13 protein-coding genes are annotated in these 17,426 nt (G+C 57.2%); 7 read left to right on the top strand and 6 right to left on the bottom strand.

Annotated features, from left to right (window positions below; translation table 11 throughout):
* Window positions 1-213: 213 nt before the first annotated feature.
* Genes potA through potD form a run of 4 tightly spaced genes read left to right on the top strand, consistent with a single transcriptional unit; the run spans window position 214 to window position 4,022 of the window.
* The gene (potA, locus tag C6A40_RS19780; RefSeq protein WP_175441128.1) at window positions 214-1,362 is read left to right on the top strand and encodes a spermidine/putrescine ABC transporter ATP-binding protein PotA; all 1,149 of its coding nucleotides are present in this window, start codon (window positions 214-216) and stop codon (window positions 1,360-1,362) included.
* On the top strand, window positions 1,346-2,203 hold the full coding sequence (potB, locus tag C6A40_RS19775) for a spermidine/putrescine ABC transporter permease PotB (RefSeq protein WP_008500764.1): 858 nt from the start codon (window positions 1,346-1,348) through the stop codon (window positions 2,201-2,203). The genes potA and potB overlap by 17 nt, the downstream gene beginning before the upstream one ends.
* A complete protein-coding gene (potC, locus tag C6A40_RS19770) occupies window positions 2,200-2,991 on the top strand; it encodes a spermidine/putrescine ABC transporter permease PotC (RefSeq protein ID WP_008500765.1) in 792 nt (263 codons plus the stop codon). Before potB ends, potC begins: the two co-directional genes overlap by 4 nt.
* Window positions 2,988-4,022 carry a spermidine/putrescine ABC transporter substrate-binding protein PotD gene (gene potD, locus C6A40_RS19765; protein WP_008500766.1) on the top strand — a complete coding sequence of 345 codons (1,035 nt, stop codon included), beginning with the start codon at window positions 2,988-2,990 and terminating at the stop codon, window positions 4,020-4,022. The genes potC and potD overlap by 4 nt, the downstream gene beginning before the upstream one ends.
* Window positions 4,023-4,069: 47 nt before the next feature.
* Here potD and C6A40_RS19760 read toward each other — a convergent pair whose 3' ends face one another.
* Window positions 4,070-5,299 carry an EAL and HDOD domain-containing protein gene (locus C6A40_RS19760; protein ID WP_045334650.1) on the bottom strand — a complete coding sequence of 410 codons (1,230 nt, stop codon included), beginning with the start codon at window positions 5,297-5,299 and terminating at the stop codon, window positions 4,070-4,072.
* Between the two features lie 236 nt (window positions 5,300-5,535).
* Between C6A40_RS19760 and C6A40_RS19755 the strand changes: the two genes are divergently transcribed.
* Window positions 5,536-7,467, top strand: coding sequence for a methyl-accepting chemotaxis protein (locus C6A40_RS19755; protein ID WP_045334652.1), 1,932 nt, complete (start codon window positions 5,536-5,538; stop codon window positions 7,465-7,467).
* 45 nt (window positions 7,468-7,512) lie between these two features.
* On the opposite strand, the gene cobB is transcribed toward C6A40_RS19755, so the two are convergent.
* Genes cobB through lolC form a run of 5 tightly spaced genes read right to left on the bottom strand, consistent with a single transcriptional unit; the run spans window position 7,513 to window position 12,451 of the window.
* Window positions 7,513-8,334, bottom strand: coding sequence for a Sir2 family NAD+-dependent deacetylase (gene cobB / locus C6A40_RS19750; RefSeq protein WP_008500769.1), 822 nt, complete (start codon window positions 8,332-8,334; stop codon window positions 7,513-7,515).
* Between the two features lie 14 nt (window positions 8,335-8,348).
* Window positions 8,349-9,260 (bottom strand): N-acetylglucosamine kinase, encoded by a 912-nt coding sequence (nagK, locus tag C6A40_RS19745; protein WP_023327119.1) that lies wholly within the window; start codon window positions 9,258-9,260, stop codon window positions 8,349-8,351.
* Between the two features lie 53 nt (window positions 9,261-9,313).
* Window positions 9,314-10,558 (bottom strand): lipoprotein-releasing ABC transporter permease subunit LolE, encoded by a 1,245-nt coding sequence (lolE, locus tag C6A40_RS19740; RefSeq protein WP_045334655.1) that lies wholly within the window; start codon window positions 10,556-10,558, stop codon window positions 9,314-9,316.
* Complete coding sequence (lolD, locus tag C6A40_RS19735) at window positions 10,558-11,259, bottom strand: lipoprotein-releasing ABC transporter ATP-binding protein LolD (protein WP_008500772.1); 702 nt, start codon at window positions 11,257-11,259, stop codon at window positions 10,558-10,560. Before lolD ends, lolE begins: the two co-directional genes overlap by 1 nt.
* A complete protein-coding gene (lolC, locus tag C6A40_RS19730) occupies window positions 11,252-12,451 on the bottom strand; it encodes a lipoprotein-releasing ABC transporter permease subunit LolC (RefSeq protein WP_025911790.1) in 1,200 nt (399 codons plus the stop codon). The genes lolD and lolC overlap by 8 nt, the downstream gene beginning before the upstream one ends.
* Before the next feature lie 256 nt (window positions 12,452-12,707).
* Here lolC and C6A40_RS19725 point away from each other — a divergent pair, with 256 nt between their 5' ends.
* Window positions 12,708-13,781, top strand: coding sequence for an acyltransferase family protein (locus C6A40_RS19725; RefSeq protein WP_008500774.1), 1,074 nt, complete (start codon window positions 12,708-12,710; stop codon window positions 13,779-13,781).
* A 148-nt stretch (window positions 13,782-13,929) separates the two neighbouring features.
* A complete protein-coding gene (gene mfd / locus C6A40_RS19720; protein ID WP_008500775.1) occupies window positions 13,930-17,376 on the top strand; it encodes a transcription-repair coupling factor in 3,447 nt (1,148 codons plus the stop codon).
* Window positions 17,377-17,426 lie beyond the last annotated feature (50 nt).

Here is a 17,426-nt window from a genome sequence, read left to right as displayed (position 1 = left end):
CGCCGGATAGATTCAAGCAAGCCAACTTATCGTCAAAATCGGTGTTGCAAAAACGGGAGTGACCATAGATTCCGTTTATATCGTTGTGCGTTAGTAAATGTAGCTTATGAATCAGTGACAAGGATTGGCGATTGCGGGGGATTGCCGTAGAATGTCCGCCCTCATTACGAGTCACCAAGGTGGTTACACACAAACCCCGCTTCAGTCTGCTGCCTGAGGCGTCTATATGGGACAGCGCAAAAATTGAATACACAATCCCGTTCACGTTCACCGCTGGTGCAACTGGAACGAATTCGTAAAAGTTTTGATGGCAAAGACGTCATTTCCGACCTCACTCTCACCATCAATGACGGTGAGTTTCTGACGCTGCTTGGCCCCTCCGGCTGCGGCAAAACCACCGTACTGCGCCTTATCGCCGGGCTGGAGAGCGTCGATAACGGCCATATCCATCTTGAAAACCAGGACATCACCCAGGTTCCCGCCGAAGACCGCCACGTCAACACTGTCTTTCAGAGCTATGCCCTCTTCCCGCACATGACCGTGTTTGAAAACGTGGCGTTTGGCCTGCGGATGCAAAAAACCCCGGCGAATGAAATCGAACCGCGCGTCACCGAAGCCCTGCGCATGGTACAGCTTGAGACGTTCGCCCAGCGAAAACCGCATCAGCTTTCCGGCGGCCAGCAGCAGCGCGTGGCCATCGCCCGCGCCGTGGTCAACAAGCCGCGTCTGCTCCTGCTGGATGAATCCCTCTCCGCGCTGGATTACAAGCTGCGCAAGCAGATGCAGAACGAGCTTAAAGCCCTGCAGCGCAAGCTCGGCATTACCTTTGTCTTCGTCACCCACGACCAGGAAGAAGCCCTGACCATGTCCGACCGCATCGTGGTGATGCGCGACGGCAAAATCGAGCAGGACGGCACGCCGCGTGAAATCTACGAAGAGCCGAAAAATCTGTTTGTCGCCAGCTTCATTGGTGAGATCAATATCTTCGACGCCACGGTGATTGAGCGCCTGGACGACCAGCGCGTTCGCGCGTGCGTCGAAGGACGCGAGTGCGTCATCACGGTGAATTTCCCCGTCGAAAAGGGACAAAAGCTCAACGTTCTGCTGCGCCCGGAAGATCTGCGCGTCGATGAAATTCACGGCAATACCGAGGCCGAAGGGTTAATCGGCTATATCCGCGAGCGCAACTACAAAGGGATGACGCTGGAGTCTGTCGTCGAGCTGGAGAACGGCAAAATGGTGATGGTCAGCGAGTTCTTTAACGAGGACGACCCGGACTTCGACCACTCTCTCGACCAGAAAATGGTTATCAACTGGGTAGAAAGCTGGGAGGTTGTACTGGCTGATGAAGAACACAAGTAAGTTCCAGAATGTGGTGATTGCCACGATCGTCGGTTGGCTTGTGTTGTTTGTCTTTTTACCCAACCTGATGATCATCGCCACCAGCTTCCTGACCCGTGACGACGCAAACTTCGTTTCGCTGGTTTTTACGCTGGACAACTACGCGCGCCTGCTCGATCCGCTCTATTTTGACGTGCTGCTGCATTCGCTCAATATGGCGCTGATTGCCACCATTGCCTGCCTGGTGCTGGGTTATCCGTTCGCATGGTTCCTCGCGGGTCTGCCGCAAAAGGTGCGTCCGCTGCTGTTGTTTCTGCTGATTGTGCCGTTCTGGACCAACTCGCTGATTCGCATCTACGGGCTGAAAATCTTCCTCAGCACCAAAGGCTACCTCAATGAATTTCTGCTGTGGCTGGGGGTGATTGATACGCCGATCCGCATCATGTTTACCCCGAGCGCGGTGATTGTGGGTCTGGTCTATATCCTGCTGCCGTTTATGGTGATGCCGCTCTACTCCAGCATTGAGAAGCTGGATAAACCGCTGCTGGAAGCGGCAAAAGATCTGGGTGCCAACAGGTTCCAGACCTTTATCCGCATTATCATTCCGCTGACCATGCCCGGCATTATCGCGGGCTGCCTGCTGGTCATGCTTCCGGCCATGGGTCTGTTCTACGTTTCGGACCTGATGGGTGGCGCGAAAAACCTGCTGATTGGGAATGTGATCAAGAGTCAGTTCCTCAACATTCGCGACTGGCCGTTCGGCTCCGCCACCAGCATTACGTTGACGGTGGTGATGGGTCTGATGCTTCTGGTTTACTGGCGCGCCTCACGGTTGCTGAACAAGAAGGTGGAACTCGAATGATCGGTCGACTGCTTCGCGGCGGTTTCATGACCGCCATTTACGCTTACCTGTATATCCCGATCATTATTTTGATCGTGAACTCGTTTAACAGCTCGCGCTTTGGGATTAACTGGCAGGGCTTTACCACCGACTGGTACAGCCTGCTGATGAACAACGACAGCCTGCTGCAGGCCGCTCAGCACTCGCTGACGATGGCGATCTTCTCCGCCACCTTCGCCACGCTGATTGGCTCCCTGACCGCCGTGGCGCTCTATCGCTATCGCTTTCGCGGTAAGCCGTTCGTCAGCGGCATGCTGTTTGTGGTGATGATGTCGCCGGACATCGTGATGGCGATTTCGCTGCTGGTGCTGTTTATGCTGCTGGGCGTACAGCTTGGCTTCTGGTCGCTGCTGTTTTCCCATATCACCTTCTGCCTGCCGTTTGTGGTGGTGACCGTCTTTGCGCGCCTGAAAGGGTTCGACGTGCGCATGCTGGAGGCGGCGAAAGATCTGGGTGCCAGCGAAATGACCATCCTGCGCAAAATCATCCTGCCGCTGGCGATGCCCGCCGTGGCGGCCGGATGGCTGCTGAGCTTTACCCTGTCGATGGATGACGTGGTGGTCTCCTCCTTCGTGACCGGGCCGAGCTATGAAATTCTGCCGTTGAAAATTTATTCGATGGTGAAAGTCGGCGTTTCACCTGAGGTGAACGCGCTGGCGACCATTCTGCTGGTGTTTTCGCTGGTTCTGGTGATCGCCAGCCAGGTTATTGCTCGTGATAAAACAAAATCTCAGGGGACAATGAAATGAAAAAAATGCTCGCCGCTGCGGCGCTGGTGCTTGGTATGGGTGCCGCACACGCTGATGACAGCAAAACGCTCTACTTCTACAACTGGACCGAGTACGTGCCGCCGGGCCTGCTGGAGCAGTTCACCAAGGAGACGGGCATCAAGGTGATCTACTCGACCTACGAGTCGAATGAAACCATGTACGCCAAGCTCAAAACCTACAAAGATGGCGCGTACGATCTGGTGGTTCCTTCCACCTACTTTGTCGACAAAATGCGCAAAGAAGGCATGATCCAGAAGATCGACAAAACGAAGCTAACCCATTTTTCAAACCTCGATCCTGAGATGCTCAACAAGCCGTTTGACCCAAACAACGACTACTCCATTCCGTATATCTGGGGGGCAACCGCGATTGGCGTTAACAGCGAGGCCGTCGATCCGAAATCGGTGACAAGCTGGGCCGATCTGTGGAAACCGCAATACAAAGGCAGCCTGCTGTTGACCGACGACGCGCGCGAAGTCTTCCAGGTGGCGCTGCGCAAGCTTGGCTACTCTGGCAACACGACGGATCCTAAAGAGATTGAAGCGGCATATGCCGAGCTGAAAAAACTGATGCCTAACGTGGCGGCATTCAACTCTGATAACCCTGCAAACCCGTATATGGAAGGCGAAGTAAACCTGGGGATGGTGTGGAACGGCTCCGCGTATGTGGCCCGCCAGGCCGGTACGCCGCTTGAGGTAGTCTGGCCAAAAGAAGGCGGGATCTTCTGGATGGACAGCCTCTCCATTCCGGCTAACGCGAAAAATGTGGATGGGGCGCTGAAGCTGATTAACTTCCTGCTGCGCCCGGACGTGGCGAAACAGGTTGCCGAGACGATTGGCTACCCGACGCCAAACCTGGCCGCACGCAAGCTGCTGAAGCCTGAAGTGGCTAACGATAAGTCGCTCTACCCGGATGCGGAAACCATCAGCAAAGGTGAGTGGCAGAACGATGTCGGCGACGCCAGCCGGCTCTACGAAGAGTATTACCAGAAGTTAAAAGCGGGCCGCTAACCGGTATCGCGTACTTCCTCACGCCGCCTGCGCGCCGTGAGGAAGGATTAACTGACCGTATTCTCTCCAGCCCAGAGCGTCGCTTTTCGCATCGCCTCAACCACCTCTTCATCTGACAGGCCCAGCGCCTGACGAACCCGGGTCGCCTCGTCCCACCGCTGCTGTTCATAGTAACGGCAGAGGTTAATCATGTCGGCTAACCGTCCCTCCTGGTGGCACAGCGCGTTGCTCACGCTCTGCGGCACCGCAATTTGCTTCATCAGCTCTGCCATCGGAAGCTCCAGGAGGGTATCGAGCAGAGAAAACAGGCCGCACATGAACGCATTTTCAGCCAGAGTAGGTTCGTTCATCGTCTCAGCCAGCAGTTCGCAGAATTTGCCGCGCATCATGCTCAGCGGGTAAAGCTCGCTGACGGTGTCATTGCCCGCACTGGCGAGGACCACGACGGCAACAAACCGTCGGAGCTGGTTTTCGCCAAGATACCTGAGCACCTCGCTCAGGGTTAACTTACTGAAATTACAGGCGCCGACATGCTTAAACGCCGTATGCTTCATATAGCGCATGATTTTATAAGAGAGCGTGAGATCGGTTTTTATCAACGACTCGATGATTCGAAAATCAGGTTTATTGCGTCCGACCTCCATTTGCAGCCGAAAAATCGCCAGCTGATTTTGCGACAGCCGTTTATATTTAATGACCTCTGGACGGCAGAAAAAATAGCCCTGAAAAAGGGAAAATCCCTCGTCTCTGTATTGGTTGAATTCCTCTTTAGTCTCAATTTTTTCAGCAAGATATTTAATATGACCGGTCAGATGTTTACGTACTTTCAGATACTCTTTAATTTGCGCTAAGGTATAATTTCTGACGTCGAATTTCAGGATTGAAATATAGGGTAAAAAAACATCCCATTCTGGCGAAAGGGTGAAATCATCAAGCGCAAACTGATAACCGTGCGCATTCATCTCCCTGACGGCCTGCAGCAGTTCAGCCCCCGGCACAGCATCTTCAAGGATTTCAATCACCACGCTCTCTTTATCAAGCGCTTCTCCACTGCGGTCAATAACCATCCTTGAAGGGAAATTAATAAACGACGTATGTGCCCCGGCAATGCGCTGGGACGGCACACATAAGAACTGATCGGATATCATCCTGGACGTGGCATATTCTGCCGACACATCCGGAAAACGATTTGTCATCCCGTCTCTGAAAAGCAGCTCATAGGCTACGGTATTCATTTCAGGGTTAAAAATGGGTTGTCGCGCGATAAATCCGTACATATCCCATCCTCCTCTACCACTTTATATTTATTAGCATCCTCTTTCTACACGACGATAACGAGTTTTATCGAGCACTATTTTGATTGAATGCACAAAATAAAAGCATCCACACTAATTAACGGGAATTAACCGTCTGGATTTAAATTAAATATATCCTTCGCTCTACAGAAAGGGGATGAAATATCCGATAAGTACTTTGTGCCTGCCCGACATGCACGACATTACGGGAGATGAGAATGAAAGACGCCATGGTCCGAAGACAAAAAATAAGAGTCAAGACGTTGATGCTATTGTCCATTTTCCTCACCGTGACGGTGGGCTTTACGGCAACGATCGGGTTTATGATGTGGCAATGGATGGCGCAGCAAGAGGTGCTGGCCAAAAACCATATTCGCCAGATAGCCGAGGTACAAGCTTTACAGGTCAGCAAACAGCTGGATTCTGCCCTGACTGCCGCCCGGGATATGGGCAACAGCGCCCTCGCGCTGCGCGAAGCGGGCATTTCCGACCGCCAGAGCCTGAACCAGCTGCTCGTCCACTACCTCTCGGCTCACCCGTCGTTTCTCTCCATGTCGATGGCCTTTGAGCCCAACGCGTTTGACGATAAAGATGCCGTCTTTGCCGGTCAGAGCGGTGAAGATCCTGCCGGGCGCTACGCCCGCTACGTCGACCGCGATGCCACCGGCAAACCGACATTGCACCTGCTGACGGACATCGAAACGCCCGGCAGCGGTGATTACTATCTGTTGCCGAAACAGCGGCATAAAGATGTGATCATCGAACCCTATATTTACCCCTACAACGGCGTGGACGTGATGCTCACCTCAATTGCCGCCCCCATCATGCGTGACGGTCAGTTTCTGGGCTCGGTCACCTCTGACTTCTCGCTCGCCACGCTGCAGTCCATGATTGGCGCCATTAAACCGTGGAACGGCACAGGCTACGCCCTGCTCCTGTCTGCGGGCAATAACGTGGTGTCCAGCCCGGACAAAGGTGCGGCAGGCAAGCCTTACGCGGGTCACATTGCAGGACATGACGTCACTCGGGTAAACGATCCGCTGCTGAAAGAAGAGGTGTTTATCACCTGGCAGGCGATCGCCGTCGGTAATAGCCAGACGCCGTGGAAACTCGCCATCATCACCCCGGTCAGCGAAGTGATGGCCGAAGCGCGCGCATTTTTACTGAAGGCCATCGTCATGATGGTGTTAAGCATCGTTGCGGTTAGCCTGGTGATGGCCCAGATCTTTACCCGCAAGGTTGATCGTCCGGTGGGGGGAGAACCTTCCGAGGCCGCCGGGATCGCCCTGGCCGTCGCCCGCGGGGATCTGAACAACACCATCCCGGTGCGATCCGGGGATACCCACAGCATTTTTTATGCCCTGCACACCATGCAGACGCAGCTCAAGCGCATCGTCGACAACATCAGCGAAGCCAGCCACTCCGTGCACGGCGGGACCAGCGAAATTTCGGCGGGCAACCTTGACCTCGCCTCGCGTACCGAGGAACAGGCGGCGGCGATTGTTGAAACCGCTGCCAGCATGGAAGAGATTTCGGTTACGGTGAAGAACAATGCCGATAACGCCCACAAGGCGACCACGCTGACCGATCGCGCCGCGAGTCTTGCGGGGCATGGCGAAACGCTGGTGAACGACGTGGTCGTGGTGATCGGCGAAATTGATGAGAGCGCGCGCAAGATCGGTGAGATAAACAGTATCGTCGATGGCATCGCCTTCCAGACCAATATTCTGGCGCTGAATGCGGCCGTTGAAGCGGCGCGCGCAGGTGAACAGGGACGCGGTTTCGCGGTAGTCGCAGGTGAAGTACGCAACCTTGCCCAGCGAAGCGCTAACGCGGCCAAAGAGATCTCTCAGCTGATTGCCGAGTCCTCAGGCCGCGTCAGCAAAGGCGTCGAGCTGGTCAATGAGACCGGCGTAATGATGAAACAGGTGATTGAGGCGGTGTCGCACGTGCATCTGGTCATCAACGACATTGTTCAGGCGCTGGACGAGCAGAATCGGGGGATTAGCCAGGTCAGTACCGCCGTCAACCAGATGGACAGCACCACCCAGCAGAATGCCTCTCTGGTTCAGCAGATCTCTGCGGCGGCGCTCTCGCTGGACGAGCAGGCTAAATCGCTGGAGAAGACGCTGGCCTTCTTTCATTCTTAAATAAAAAGGCACCCGTCCAGCGGGTGCCTTTTCACGCCATGAGCGTTACAGACCTTTCAGCAGCTTGTCGACAAATTCCGGAACAACCGTGCTTGCCAGACCGTAGTGTTTCTCTTCAAACTCGCTGCCCACCTGGCTTGGCTCAAGATTGAGTTCAACGGTATGCGCACCGTGCAGCCGCGCTTCGTGGACAAACCCCGCCGCCGGATAAACATGGCCGGATGTGCCGATGGCGATAAACACGTCGGCCATCGCCAGCGCGCTGTAGATCTCATCCATTCCCAGCGGCATTTCGCCGAACCAGACCACGTGCGGACGCAGGCGCGACGGGAACTGGCAGCAGTGGCACTTATCCTCCGGCAGCACGTCCTCTTTCCAGTCCAGCACCTGACCGCTCCATGCGCAGCGAACCTTGAGCAGCTCGCCGTGCATATGGATGATGTTCCTGTTACCGGCTCGCTCATGCAGGTTGTCGATATTCTGCGTCACCAGCAGAAAACGATCGCCCAGCGCCTCTTCCAGCTTCGCCAGCGCCAGATGCGCGGCATTCGGCGCGACGTCAGGCTGCTGAAGCTGACGACGGCGGGCGTTGTAAAACGCCTGCACGAGATCCGGGTCGCGGGCAAAGCCTTCCGGCGTGGCGACATCCTCCACGCGGTGCTCTTCCCACAGCCCGTCCGCCGCGCGGAAGGTTCGAATTCCTGACTCGGCGGAGATCCCCGCCCCGGTCAGCACCACCACTCTGGGTTTATCCATCGCTTCTGGCATCATTCTGTCTCTGAAAAAGATCCGCTGGCGCAAGCGCTCACGCAAGCGGCGTTTATTTTTGCGAAAACGGCTGAGTCGACCCTGGCGACGCGACAGCATAGAAACCTCGTAAACTAATCGGTAAGATGAAGGAATGCGGCTCCGCGCATGCCTCCTGCGTCCCCGTGTCGCGCGCGTTCAATACGCGGCACGCGGGCAACCGGCAATAAGTGTCGGGGCAAACGCCCGGACAACCGTTCCGTAATCGCGGTAAAGTTTGAGAGCCCTCCCCCGATCACCAGCAGATCCGGGTCGACGATGGTGAGAATATTGCCCAGACACACCGCCAGCAGATCCAGATAGCGCTCGACGTGCTCACGCGCCTGCGCATCCCCTTGCTCCCACAGGGTAATGATTTGAGGGGCCTCAAGTTTCTGATGATAGAAGTGTTCGTAAAGCCATGCAAACCCGCGGCCTGACAGGTAGTTCTCAATACAGCCGTGCTGCCCGCAGCCGCAGCGGGTCAGCGGGAAATCACGGCCGACGACCTCCAGCGCATCCACCGGCAGGCGGATATGACCAAACTCGCCGGTGATGTAGCTGCGGCCGGTGATGGGCTTACCGTTGATGACGATTCCTCCGCCGACGCCGGTACCGAGGATCAGCCCCATCACCAGCGGATAGTGACGGAACTCATCATCCCAGGCTTCGGAGAGCGCAAAGCAGTTGGCGTCGTTATCTAAACGCACGTCGCGTTCAAGGAGCGCGGAGAGATCGGCGCGCAGCGGTTTACCGCTGGCGGCAGGCACGTTGGCCGCGTAAAGCGTACCGTCGTCGGTTTCCGGCATGCCCGGAATACCAATGCCGACGCTGCCTTTCACGCCAAAGCGTTCATCGGCCTGCGCCACCAGCGCGGCAATGGCGGTTAAAAATTCGTCGTAGCTGTCGCGCGGCGTGGGAACGCGGGTTTCCCACTGCAGTTTGAGGTCTTTATCAAACACGCCGAGCGCAATCTTGGTGCCGCCAATATCAAATCCATAATACATAACGCATTCCTCTTTCGATCTGGCGACCCGAAAGCCGCTAGATCGTGACGTAATTACTGGCCACTTAATACCCTCGCCGGATCAATTCGGCTTGCGCGACGCGCCGGATACCAGCTTGCCAGCAGACTCAGTAAAAGTGCTGTAAGCAGCACATAAAAAACATCCAGCCAGTGCAGTTCAGACGGCAGGAAGTCAATAAAATAGATATCACCCGACAGGAACTGGTGACCAATAAGCTTTTCAATGCCGTTGATAATCGGCGTTAGCTGCAGGGAAACCACCACGCCAATCACCACGCCGCACAGGCTGCCGAACAGCCCCGCCAGCAAACCGTACCAGACGAAGATGGCGCGAATAAGACCGTCTTTTGCCCCAAGGGTACGCAGCACGGCGATGTCGCCGCTCTTGTCTTTGACCGCCATCACCAGCGTCGAGACGATATTAAAGCACGCGACACCGATCACCAGCACCATCGCCAGATACATAATGGCGCGGATCATCTGGATATCACGGTACATATAGCCGTAAGTGCCGATCCAGCTTTTGATGTAGACATAGTTATTGGTCACGCTGCCCGCGTCGCGCACCAGTTTGTTAGCATTAAAGACGTCGTTCACCTTAATGGCAATGCCCGTCACGCTGTCGCCCATGTCGAGATACTGGCGTGCATCCTCCATCGGCACCATCGCAAAGCTGTGGTCAAGCTGACCGCTCAGCTGAAGAATACCGGTAACGTGCAGGCGCACGCGCTTTGGCTGCTGCAGTTTGTGATCGGCGCTGGCATTCGGGATCATGATTGACACCCAGTCGCCCTGCTTCACCTTCAGGGCATCAGCAACGCCTTTACCCATGATGATCTGCTGCTCGCTCGCCCTGAAGTTGGCCCACGCGCCGTTCTGCACGTAGTTCGGCAGCGCGCTGAGGCGCGCTTCCTGCGCCGGGTTCACCCCTTTCACTTGGATAGCGCGCAGGTTTACCCCGCTCTCCACCAGCCCGGTAAAGTTAATGTAGGGCGCAGCCGCGGCGATGCCGGGCACTTTTTCCACTTTGTTCAGGGCGTCGCTCCAGTTCGTCCACGGCTGGTTAACCGGTTCGATCTCCCCGTGCGGCACCACCGCCAGAATACGGTTATTCAGCTCGCGCTCGAAGCCGTTCATGGCGCTCAGGCCGACGATCAGCACCGCCACACCCAGCGCAATACCGATGGTCGAGATAACGGAGATCAGCGACACCATGCCGCCGCGACGGCGGCCGCGGCTAAAACGTAAACCGATGAGTAACGATAACGGTGACGCCATTACTCTGCTCCCATCAGGGTCAGTTCCGCGTTCAGATGGCCGTCGCGCATCTCAAGCTGGCGCCCCATGCGTTTTGCCAGCTGCAGATCGTGGGTCACCACCAGAAACGCGGTGCCCTGCGAGGCGTTCAGCTCGCCCAGAAGCTGGAAAATACTGTCCGCGTTGCGCGCGTCCAGGTTACCGGTAGGCTCATCCGCCAGCACCAGACGCGGGTTGTTGACCAGCGCACGGGCAATCGCCACGCGCTGACGCTCGCCGCCGGACAGCTCCGACGGACGGTGGTTTCCGCGATGGCCCAGCCCTACCGCTTTCAGCATGTCGCTGGCGCGGGCGTTAATCTCAGCCGGTTTCTTTTTGCCAATCAGCAGCGGCATCGCCACGTTTTCCAGCGCCGTGAAGTCCGGCAGCAGGTGGTGGAACTGGTAGATAAAGCCCAGCTCGCGGTTACGCAGCTCGGCCTTCGCTGCTGAGGACATTTTGCTCATCGGCTGGCCGGAGAAAATCACGTCGCCGTTGGTTGGGGTATCCAGCCCGCCCAGCAGGTGCAGCAGCGTACTTTTGCCCGAGCCGGAGCTGCCGACAATCGCCATCATCTCGCCTTCGCCCACGCTAAAGCTCACATTGTGCAGCACGTCGGTTTGCACAGTGCCTTCCTGATAGCGTTTGGACAGGTTGTCGCATTGCAACAGGATCTTATTCATAACGTAAAGCCTCAGCGGGTTGAGTGGCGGCAGCGCGCCAGGAAGGATAAAGCGTAGAAAGCAGCGCAATGGCCATCGCGGCCAGCGCAATACCGACCACCTGCAGCGGCTCGATGGCCACCGGCAGCGCCGCGCCGTCAAGCAGCGCGCCGATGATCGGCATTAAATTGTTGAGCTGGCTGGCAAGCAGCGCACCCAGCACCGCCCCGAGCAGCGCGCCGATGATACCGGCGCTGGCCCCCTGCACCATAAACACGGCCATGATCTGCCGCGGCGTCAGCCCCTGGGTTTGCAGGATAGCGACCTCGCCCTGCTTCTCCATCACCATCAGCCCCAGCGAGGTGATGATGTTAAAAGCAGCCACGGCGACGATCAGGCTCAGCAGCAGCCCCATCATGTTTTTCTCCATCCGCACGGCCTGGAACAGCTCGCCTTTACGCTCGCGCCAGTCCTGCCATTTGGTGCCGTCCGGCAATTTTTGCTGGCTGAGGGTATCGACCTTCAGCGGCGCGTCGAGCCACAGGCGCCAGCCGGTGATATTGCCGGCCGGGTAGCGCATCAGGCGTGACGCGTCCTGAATGTTAACCAGCATTTGGTAGCCATCGACTTCGCTGTTGGCGGCAAAGGTCCCAATCACGGTGAACAGGCGCTGGCTTGGCAGGCGCCCCATCGGCGTAAACTGGCTGGCTGAAGGCACCATCACGCGGAGCTGGTCGCCGCGGTTAACGCCAAGCTGGCCGGCAAGCTGCTCACCCAGAATCACATTGTATTTTCCGGCTTCCAGATCGGTCTGCTTCACGTTAACGAGATACGGCGTGAGCGGATCTTTTTGTGCCGGGTCAATACCCAGCATCACGCCGACCGCCACGCTGCGGGCGCTTTGCAGCACCACGTCGCCGGTGGTCAGTGGCGCAACGCGCGTGACGCCCTGTAACTTCGCCGCGCTTTCCGGCAGCTGCTGTGGGTTAACCGAACCGTTAGTGGATGAGAGTACGGCCTGCGGCATCAGCCCCAGGATGTTGTTTTGCAGCTCGCGCTCGAAGCCATTCATGACGGAAAGCACCGTCACCAGTGCCATCACGCCAAGCGTAATGCCAATAGTCGAAAGCCAGGAGACAAAGCGACCGAAGCGGTCCGCGGCGCGCCCACGCATGTAGCGTAAGCCTATGAAGAGTGCGACAGGTTGATACATGAAGTCCGTCTGTTTGCTGATAGCAGACCCACGAGTATATAAGCGAATCCGTTAAGCGTAAATGACTGAAACCGTAAGCTTTGGTAATCATTTTTCCGAAAAATTCAGATAAATCAGGGTACTAATATCTGAAACCGCACCTCGTAACCTCCACCTTTTCCGAAAAACCTCCTGATACAGACTGTTACCCATTACAGCCCGGTTTCGTTTAACAACAATTGCTCGTTCGTCTATGGCAATAAGGTAGTTGCGAACAATGAAGCAAAAAGCATTATGGATTAACCAGATAAAAGGGCTGTGTATCTGCCTGGTGGTTATCTACCATTCAGTTATCACGTTTTATCCGCACCTGATCGGGCTGCAACACCCGCTCTCTGGCCTTCTCGCCAAATGCTGGATCTATTTTAATCTCTATCTCGCCCCCTTCCGTATGCCGGTCTTTTTCTTTATCTCCGGCTATCTGATCCGTCGTTATATTGACGAGGTGGACTGGCGAACCAGCCTCGACAAGCGAATCTGGAGCATTGTCTGGGTTCTGGCGCTGTGGGGGATTCTGCAATGGCAGGCGCTGACCCACCTGAACGCCTGGCTGGCGCCCGATCGCGAGGTTACCACCTCGTCGAACGCGGCCTACGCCGATTCGCTCCTGGGATTTGTGCAAGGGATGCTCACCGCCAGCACCAGCCTGTGGTATCTGTATGCCCTGGTGGTCTACTTCACGTTGTGTAAACTGCTGAGCCGCTGGAAGCTGCCGATGCTGGGACTGCTGGCGCTGGCAAGCATCGCGATCAACTTCCTGCCGCTGCCGTGGTGGGGAATGAACAGCGTGGTCCGCAACATGATCTACTACAGCCTCGGGGCGTGGTATGGCGCTGAGCTGATGGCATGGATGAAAAATCTAAACCTGCGCCGCACCTGGCTGGCAACGGGCGCTTTCGCCGCCGTCTCCGTGGTGCTGTTGTTTGCTAACGTTCCGCTGCTGCTCTCCTTGCTGTCGATTGTGCTGATCATGAAGCTGTTCTACAGCGTTGAGCAGCGCTATGCTGTTCACCCTGACAACCTGCTGAACGTGATTGGCTCCAATACCATTGCGATTTATACCACCCACCGCATCCTCATTGAGGCCTTTAGCCTGTTCCTGATTGGCGAGATGAATGCCGCGTACTGGCCGCTCTGGGCTGAACTCACCTTAATTCTGGTCTACCCGTTTGCCAGCCTGCTTATCTGTACCCTGGCCGGGCTGGGGGTGCGTAAACTCTCCACCGCGCTGTTCGGGGACATTTTCTTTTCTCCGCCTTCGACGCTTACGCTCTCGCCGACCACCCGTTAATGCCCTCTCCGCCCCCTTTCGGGGGCGTATAACCCCGCCGTGCGGTTACGATTTGCTTATGTAAAACGATCGAGGATAATAAAGACATTGCGTATCAGTGATATGCCCCAATACTGTTGGTATATCCATAAGAGACTCTGACATAGCCATGCCTGAACACTATCGTTATTCCTTGCCTGTCAAAGCGGGCGACCAGCGCCAGCTGGGTGAACTCACGGGCGCAGCGTGCGCCACGCTGGTGGCGGAAATTGCTGAGCGTCATCCTGGCCCGGTGATCCTGGTTGCCCCGGATATGCAAAACGCCCTGCGCCTGCACGATGAAATTCGCCAGTTCACCGATAATCTGGTGTTCAGCCTGGCCGACTGGGAAACGCTGCCCTATGACAGCTTCTCTCCGCACCAGGAGATCATCTCCTCGCGCCTGTCGACGCTGTATCAACTCCCGACCATGCAGCGCGGCGTGCTGATTGTGCCGGTAAACACCCTGATGCAACGCGTCTGTCCGCACAGCTACCTGCACGGTCACGCGCTGGTAATGAAAAAAGGTCAGCGCCTGTCCCGTGATGCCCTGCGGGCGCAGCTTGACGGCGCCGGGTATCGCCACGTCGATCAGGTGATGGAGCACGGGGAATATGCGACCCGCGGCGCGCTGCTCGACCTTTACCCGATGGGCAGCGACCAGCCGTATCGTCTGGACTTTTTCGATGATGAAATCGACAGCCTGCGCGTCTTCGACGCCGATACGCAGCGCACGCTGGAGGAAGTGGAGTCCATCAATTTACTGCCCGCGCATGAGTTCCCGACGGACAAAACCGCTATCGAACTGTTCCGCAGCCAGTGGCGCGATAAGTTCGAGGTGAAGCGCGACGCGGAACATATTTATCAACAGGTCAGCAAAGGCACGCTGCCTGCCGGGATTGAATACTGGCAGCCGCTGTTCTTCAGCGAGCCGTTGCCTGCCCTGTTCAGCTACTTCCCGGCGAATACGCTGATTGTTAACACCGGGGATATCGACGCCAGCGCCAGCCGCTTTGAAAGCGAAACCCGTGCTCGCTTCGAAAACCGGGGCGTTGACCCGATGCGTCCGCTGCTGCCGCCGGAGGCGCTGTGGCTGCGTACCGACGAGCTCAACGCCGAGCTGAAGCGCTGGCCGCGCATGCAGCTGAAAACCGATTCGCTTGCCGATAGGGCCGCCAACACCAACCTCGCCTTCCGGACGCTGCCGGACCTGGCCGTCCAGGCGCAGCAGAAATCCCCGCTGGATAATCTGCGCAAGTTCCTGGAGTCCTTTACCGGCCCGGTGGTGTTCTCCGTTGAGAGTGAAGGCCGTCGCGAAGCGTTAGGTGAGCTGCTGGGACGTATTAAGGTGGCGCCGAAGCGCATCCTGCGCCTGAGCGAGGCGACCGGAAACGGCCGTTACCTGATGATTGGCGCCGCCGAGCACGGGTTCATCGACACGCTCAACAACCTGGCGCTGATTTGCGAAAGCGACCTGCTGGGCGAGCGCGTCGCGCGCCGTCGTCAGGACAGCCGTCGAACCATCAACCCGGACACGCTGATCCGCAACCTGGCCGAACTGCATCCGGGCCAGCCGATTGTTCACCTGGAGCATGGCGTTGGACGCTATCAGGGGATGACCACGCTGGAAGCGGGCGGCATTAAAGGTGAATACCTGATGCTGACCTACGCCAACGACGCCAAACTCTATGTCCCGGTGTCGTCCCTGCATCTGATCAGCCGCTACGCGGGCGGTGCCGAAGAGAACGCGCCGCTGCACAAGCTGGGCGGCGATGCCTGGGCGCGCGCGCGCCAGAAGGCCGCGGAAAAAGTGCGTGACGTGGCCGCCGAGCTGCTGGATATCTACGCCCAGCGCGCGGCCAAAGAGGGCTTCGCCTTTAAGCATGATAAGGAACAGTATCAGCTCTTCTGCGACAGCTTCCCGTTTGAAACCACGCCGGATCAGGCTCAGGCTATTAACGCCGTGCTGAGCGACATGTGCCAGCCGCTGGCGATGGACCGTTTAGTGTGCGGCGACGTCGGCTTCGGCAAAACCGAAGTGGCGATGCGCGCCGCCTTCCTTGCGGTGGAAAACAACAAGCAGGTGGCGGTGCTGGTGCCAACCACCCTGCTCGCTCAGCAGCATTTCGACAACTTCCGCGACCGCTTCGCCAACTGGCCGGTACGCATCGAGATGCTGTCACGTTTTCGCAGCACCAAAGAGCAGACGCAGATCCTGGAGCAGGCAAGCGAAGGCAAAATTGACATTCTGATCGGTACCCACAAGCTGCTGCAAAGCGACGTGAAGTGGAAAGATCTGGGGCTGCTGATCGTCGACGAAGAGCACCGCTTCGGGGTGCGTCATAAGGAACGCATCAAAGCGATGCGCGCCGACGTCGATATCCTGACCCTGACCGCGACGCCAATCCCGAGAACCCTGAACATGGCGATGAGCGGCATGCGCGATCTGTCGATTATTGCCACGCCGCCGGCGCGCCGTCTGGCGGTAAAAACCTTCGTCCGCGAATACGATAATCTGGTGGTGCGTGAGGCCATTCTGCGTGAAGTGCTGCGCGGGGGTCAGGTCTATTACCTGTACAACGACGTGGAAAACATCCAGAAAGCGGCCGACAGGCTGGCGGAGCTGGTGCCGGAAGCGCGCATTGCTATCGGTCACGGGCAGATGCGCGAGCGCGAGCTGGAACGGGTGATGAACGACTTCCACCATCAGCGCTTTAACGTGCTGGTGTGTACCACCATCATCGAAACCGGGATCGACATTCCGACGGCGAACACCATCATCATTGAACGTGCGGATCACTTTGGCCTGGCGCAGCTTCACCAGCTGCGCGGCCGCGTCGGGCGTTCGCACCATCAGGCCTACGCCTGGCTGCTGACGCCGCATCCAAAAGCGATGACCACCGACGCGCAAAAGCGTCTGGAAGCCATCGCCTCGCTGGAAGACCTCGGCGCAGGCTTCGCGCTGGCCACGCACGATCTCGAGATCCGCGGTGCCGGTGAACTGCTGGGTGAGGACCAGAGCGGCTCGATGGAGACCATCGGCTTCTCGCTCTATATGGAACTGCTGGAAAACGCGGTTGATGCCCTGAAGGCCGGGCGCGAGCCGTCGCTGGAAGATCTCACCAGCCAGCAGACCGAGGTCGAGTTGCGTATGCCTTCCCTGCTGCCGGATGATTTCATTCCGGACGTGAATACCCGACTGTCGTTCTACAAGCGCATCGCCAGCGCGAAGACGGAAAGCGAGCTGGAAGAGATTAAGGTTGAGCTGATCGACCGCTTTGGTCTGCTGCCCGATGCGGCGCGAAATCTGCTGGATATCGCGCGCCTGCGCCAGCAGGCGCAGAAGCTGGGCATTCGCAAGCTTGAAGGCAACGAAAAAGGCGGCGTGATTGAGTTCGCCGAGAAGAACCACGTCAACCCGATGTGGCTCATCGGTCTGCTGCAAAAACAGCCGCAGCATTTCCGTCTGGATGGCCCAACGCGTCTGAAATTTACCCAGGAGCTGACGGAGCGCAAAACCCGCATGGACTGGGTGCGTAACTTTATGCGCCAGCTGGAAGAGAACGCGATCGCCTGACCCTCCTTCCCCCGTTAGCCCAGCGCTAACGGGGGACAATTTACAAACTC

Origin of the sequence: Enterobacter sp. GER_MD16_1505_Eko_090 (assembly GCF_003331015.1) — a bacterium.
Taxonomy (GTDB): Bacteria; Pseudomonadota; Gammaproteobacteria; order Enterobacterales; family Enterobacteriaceae; genus Enterobacter; species Enterobacter roggenkampii.
The sequence above is the reverse complement of the archived record's forward strand: the minus strand, read 5'-3'. Positions and strand labels throughout refer to the sequence as shown.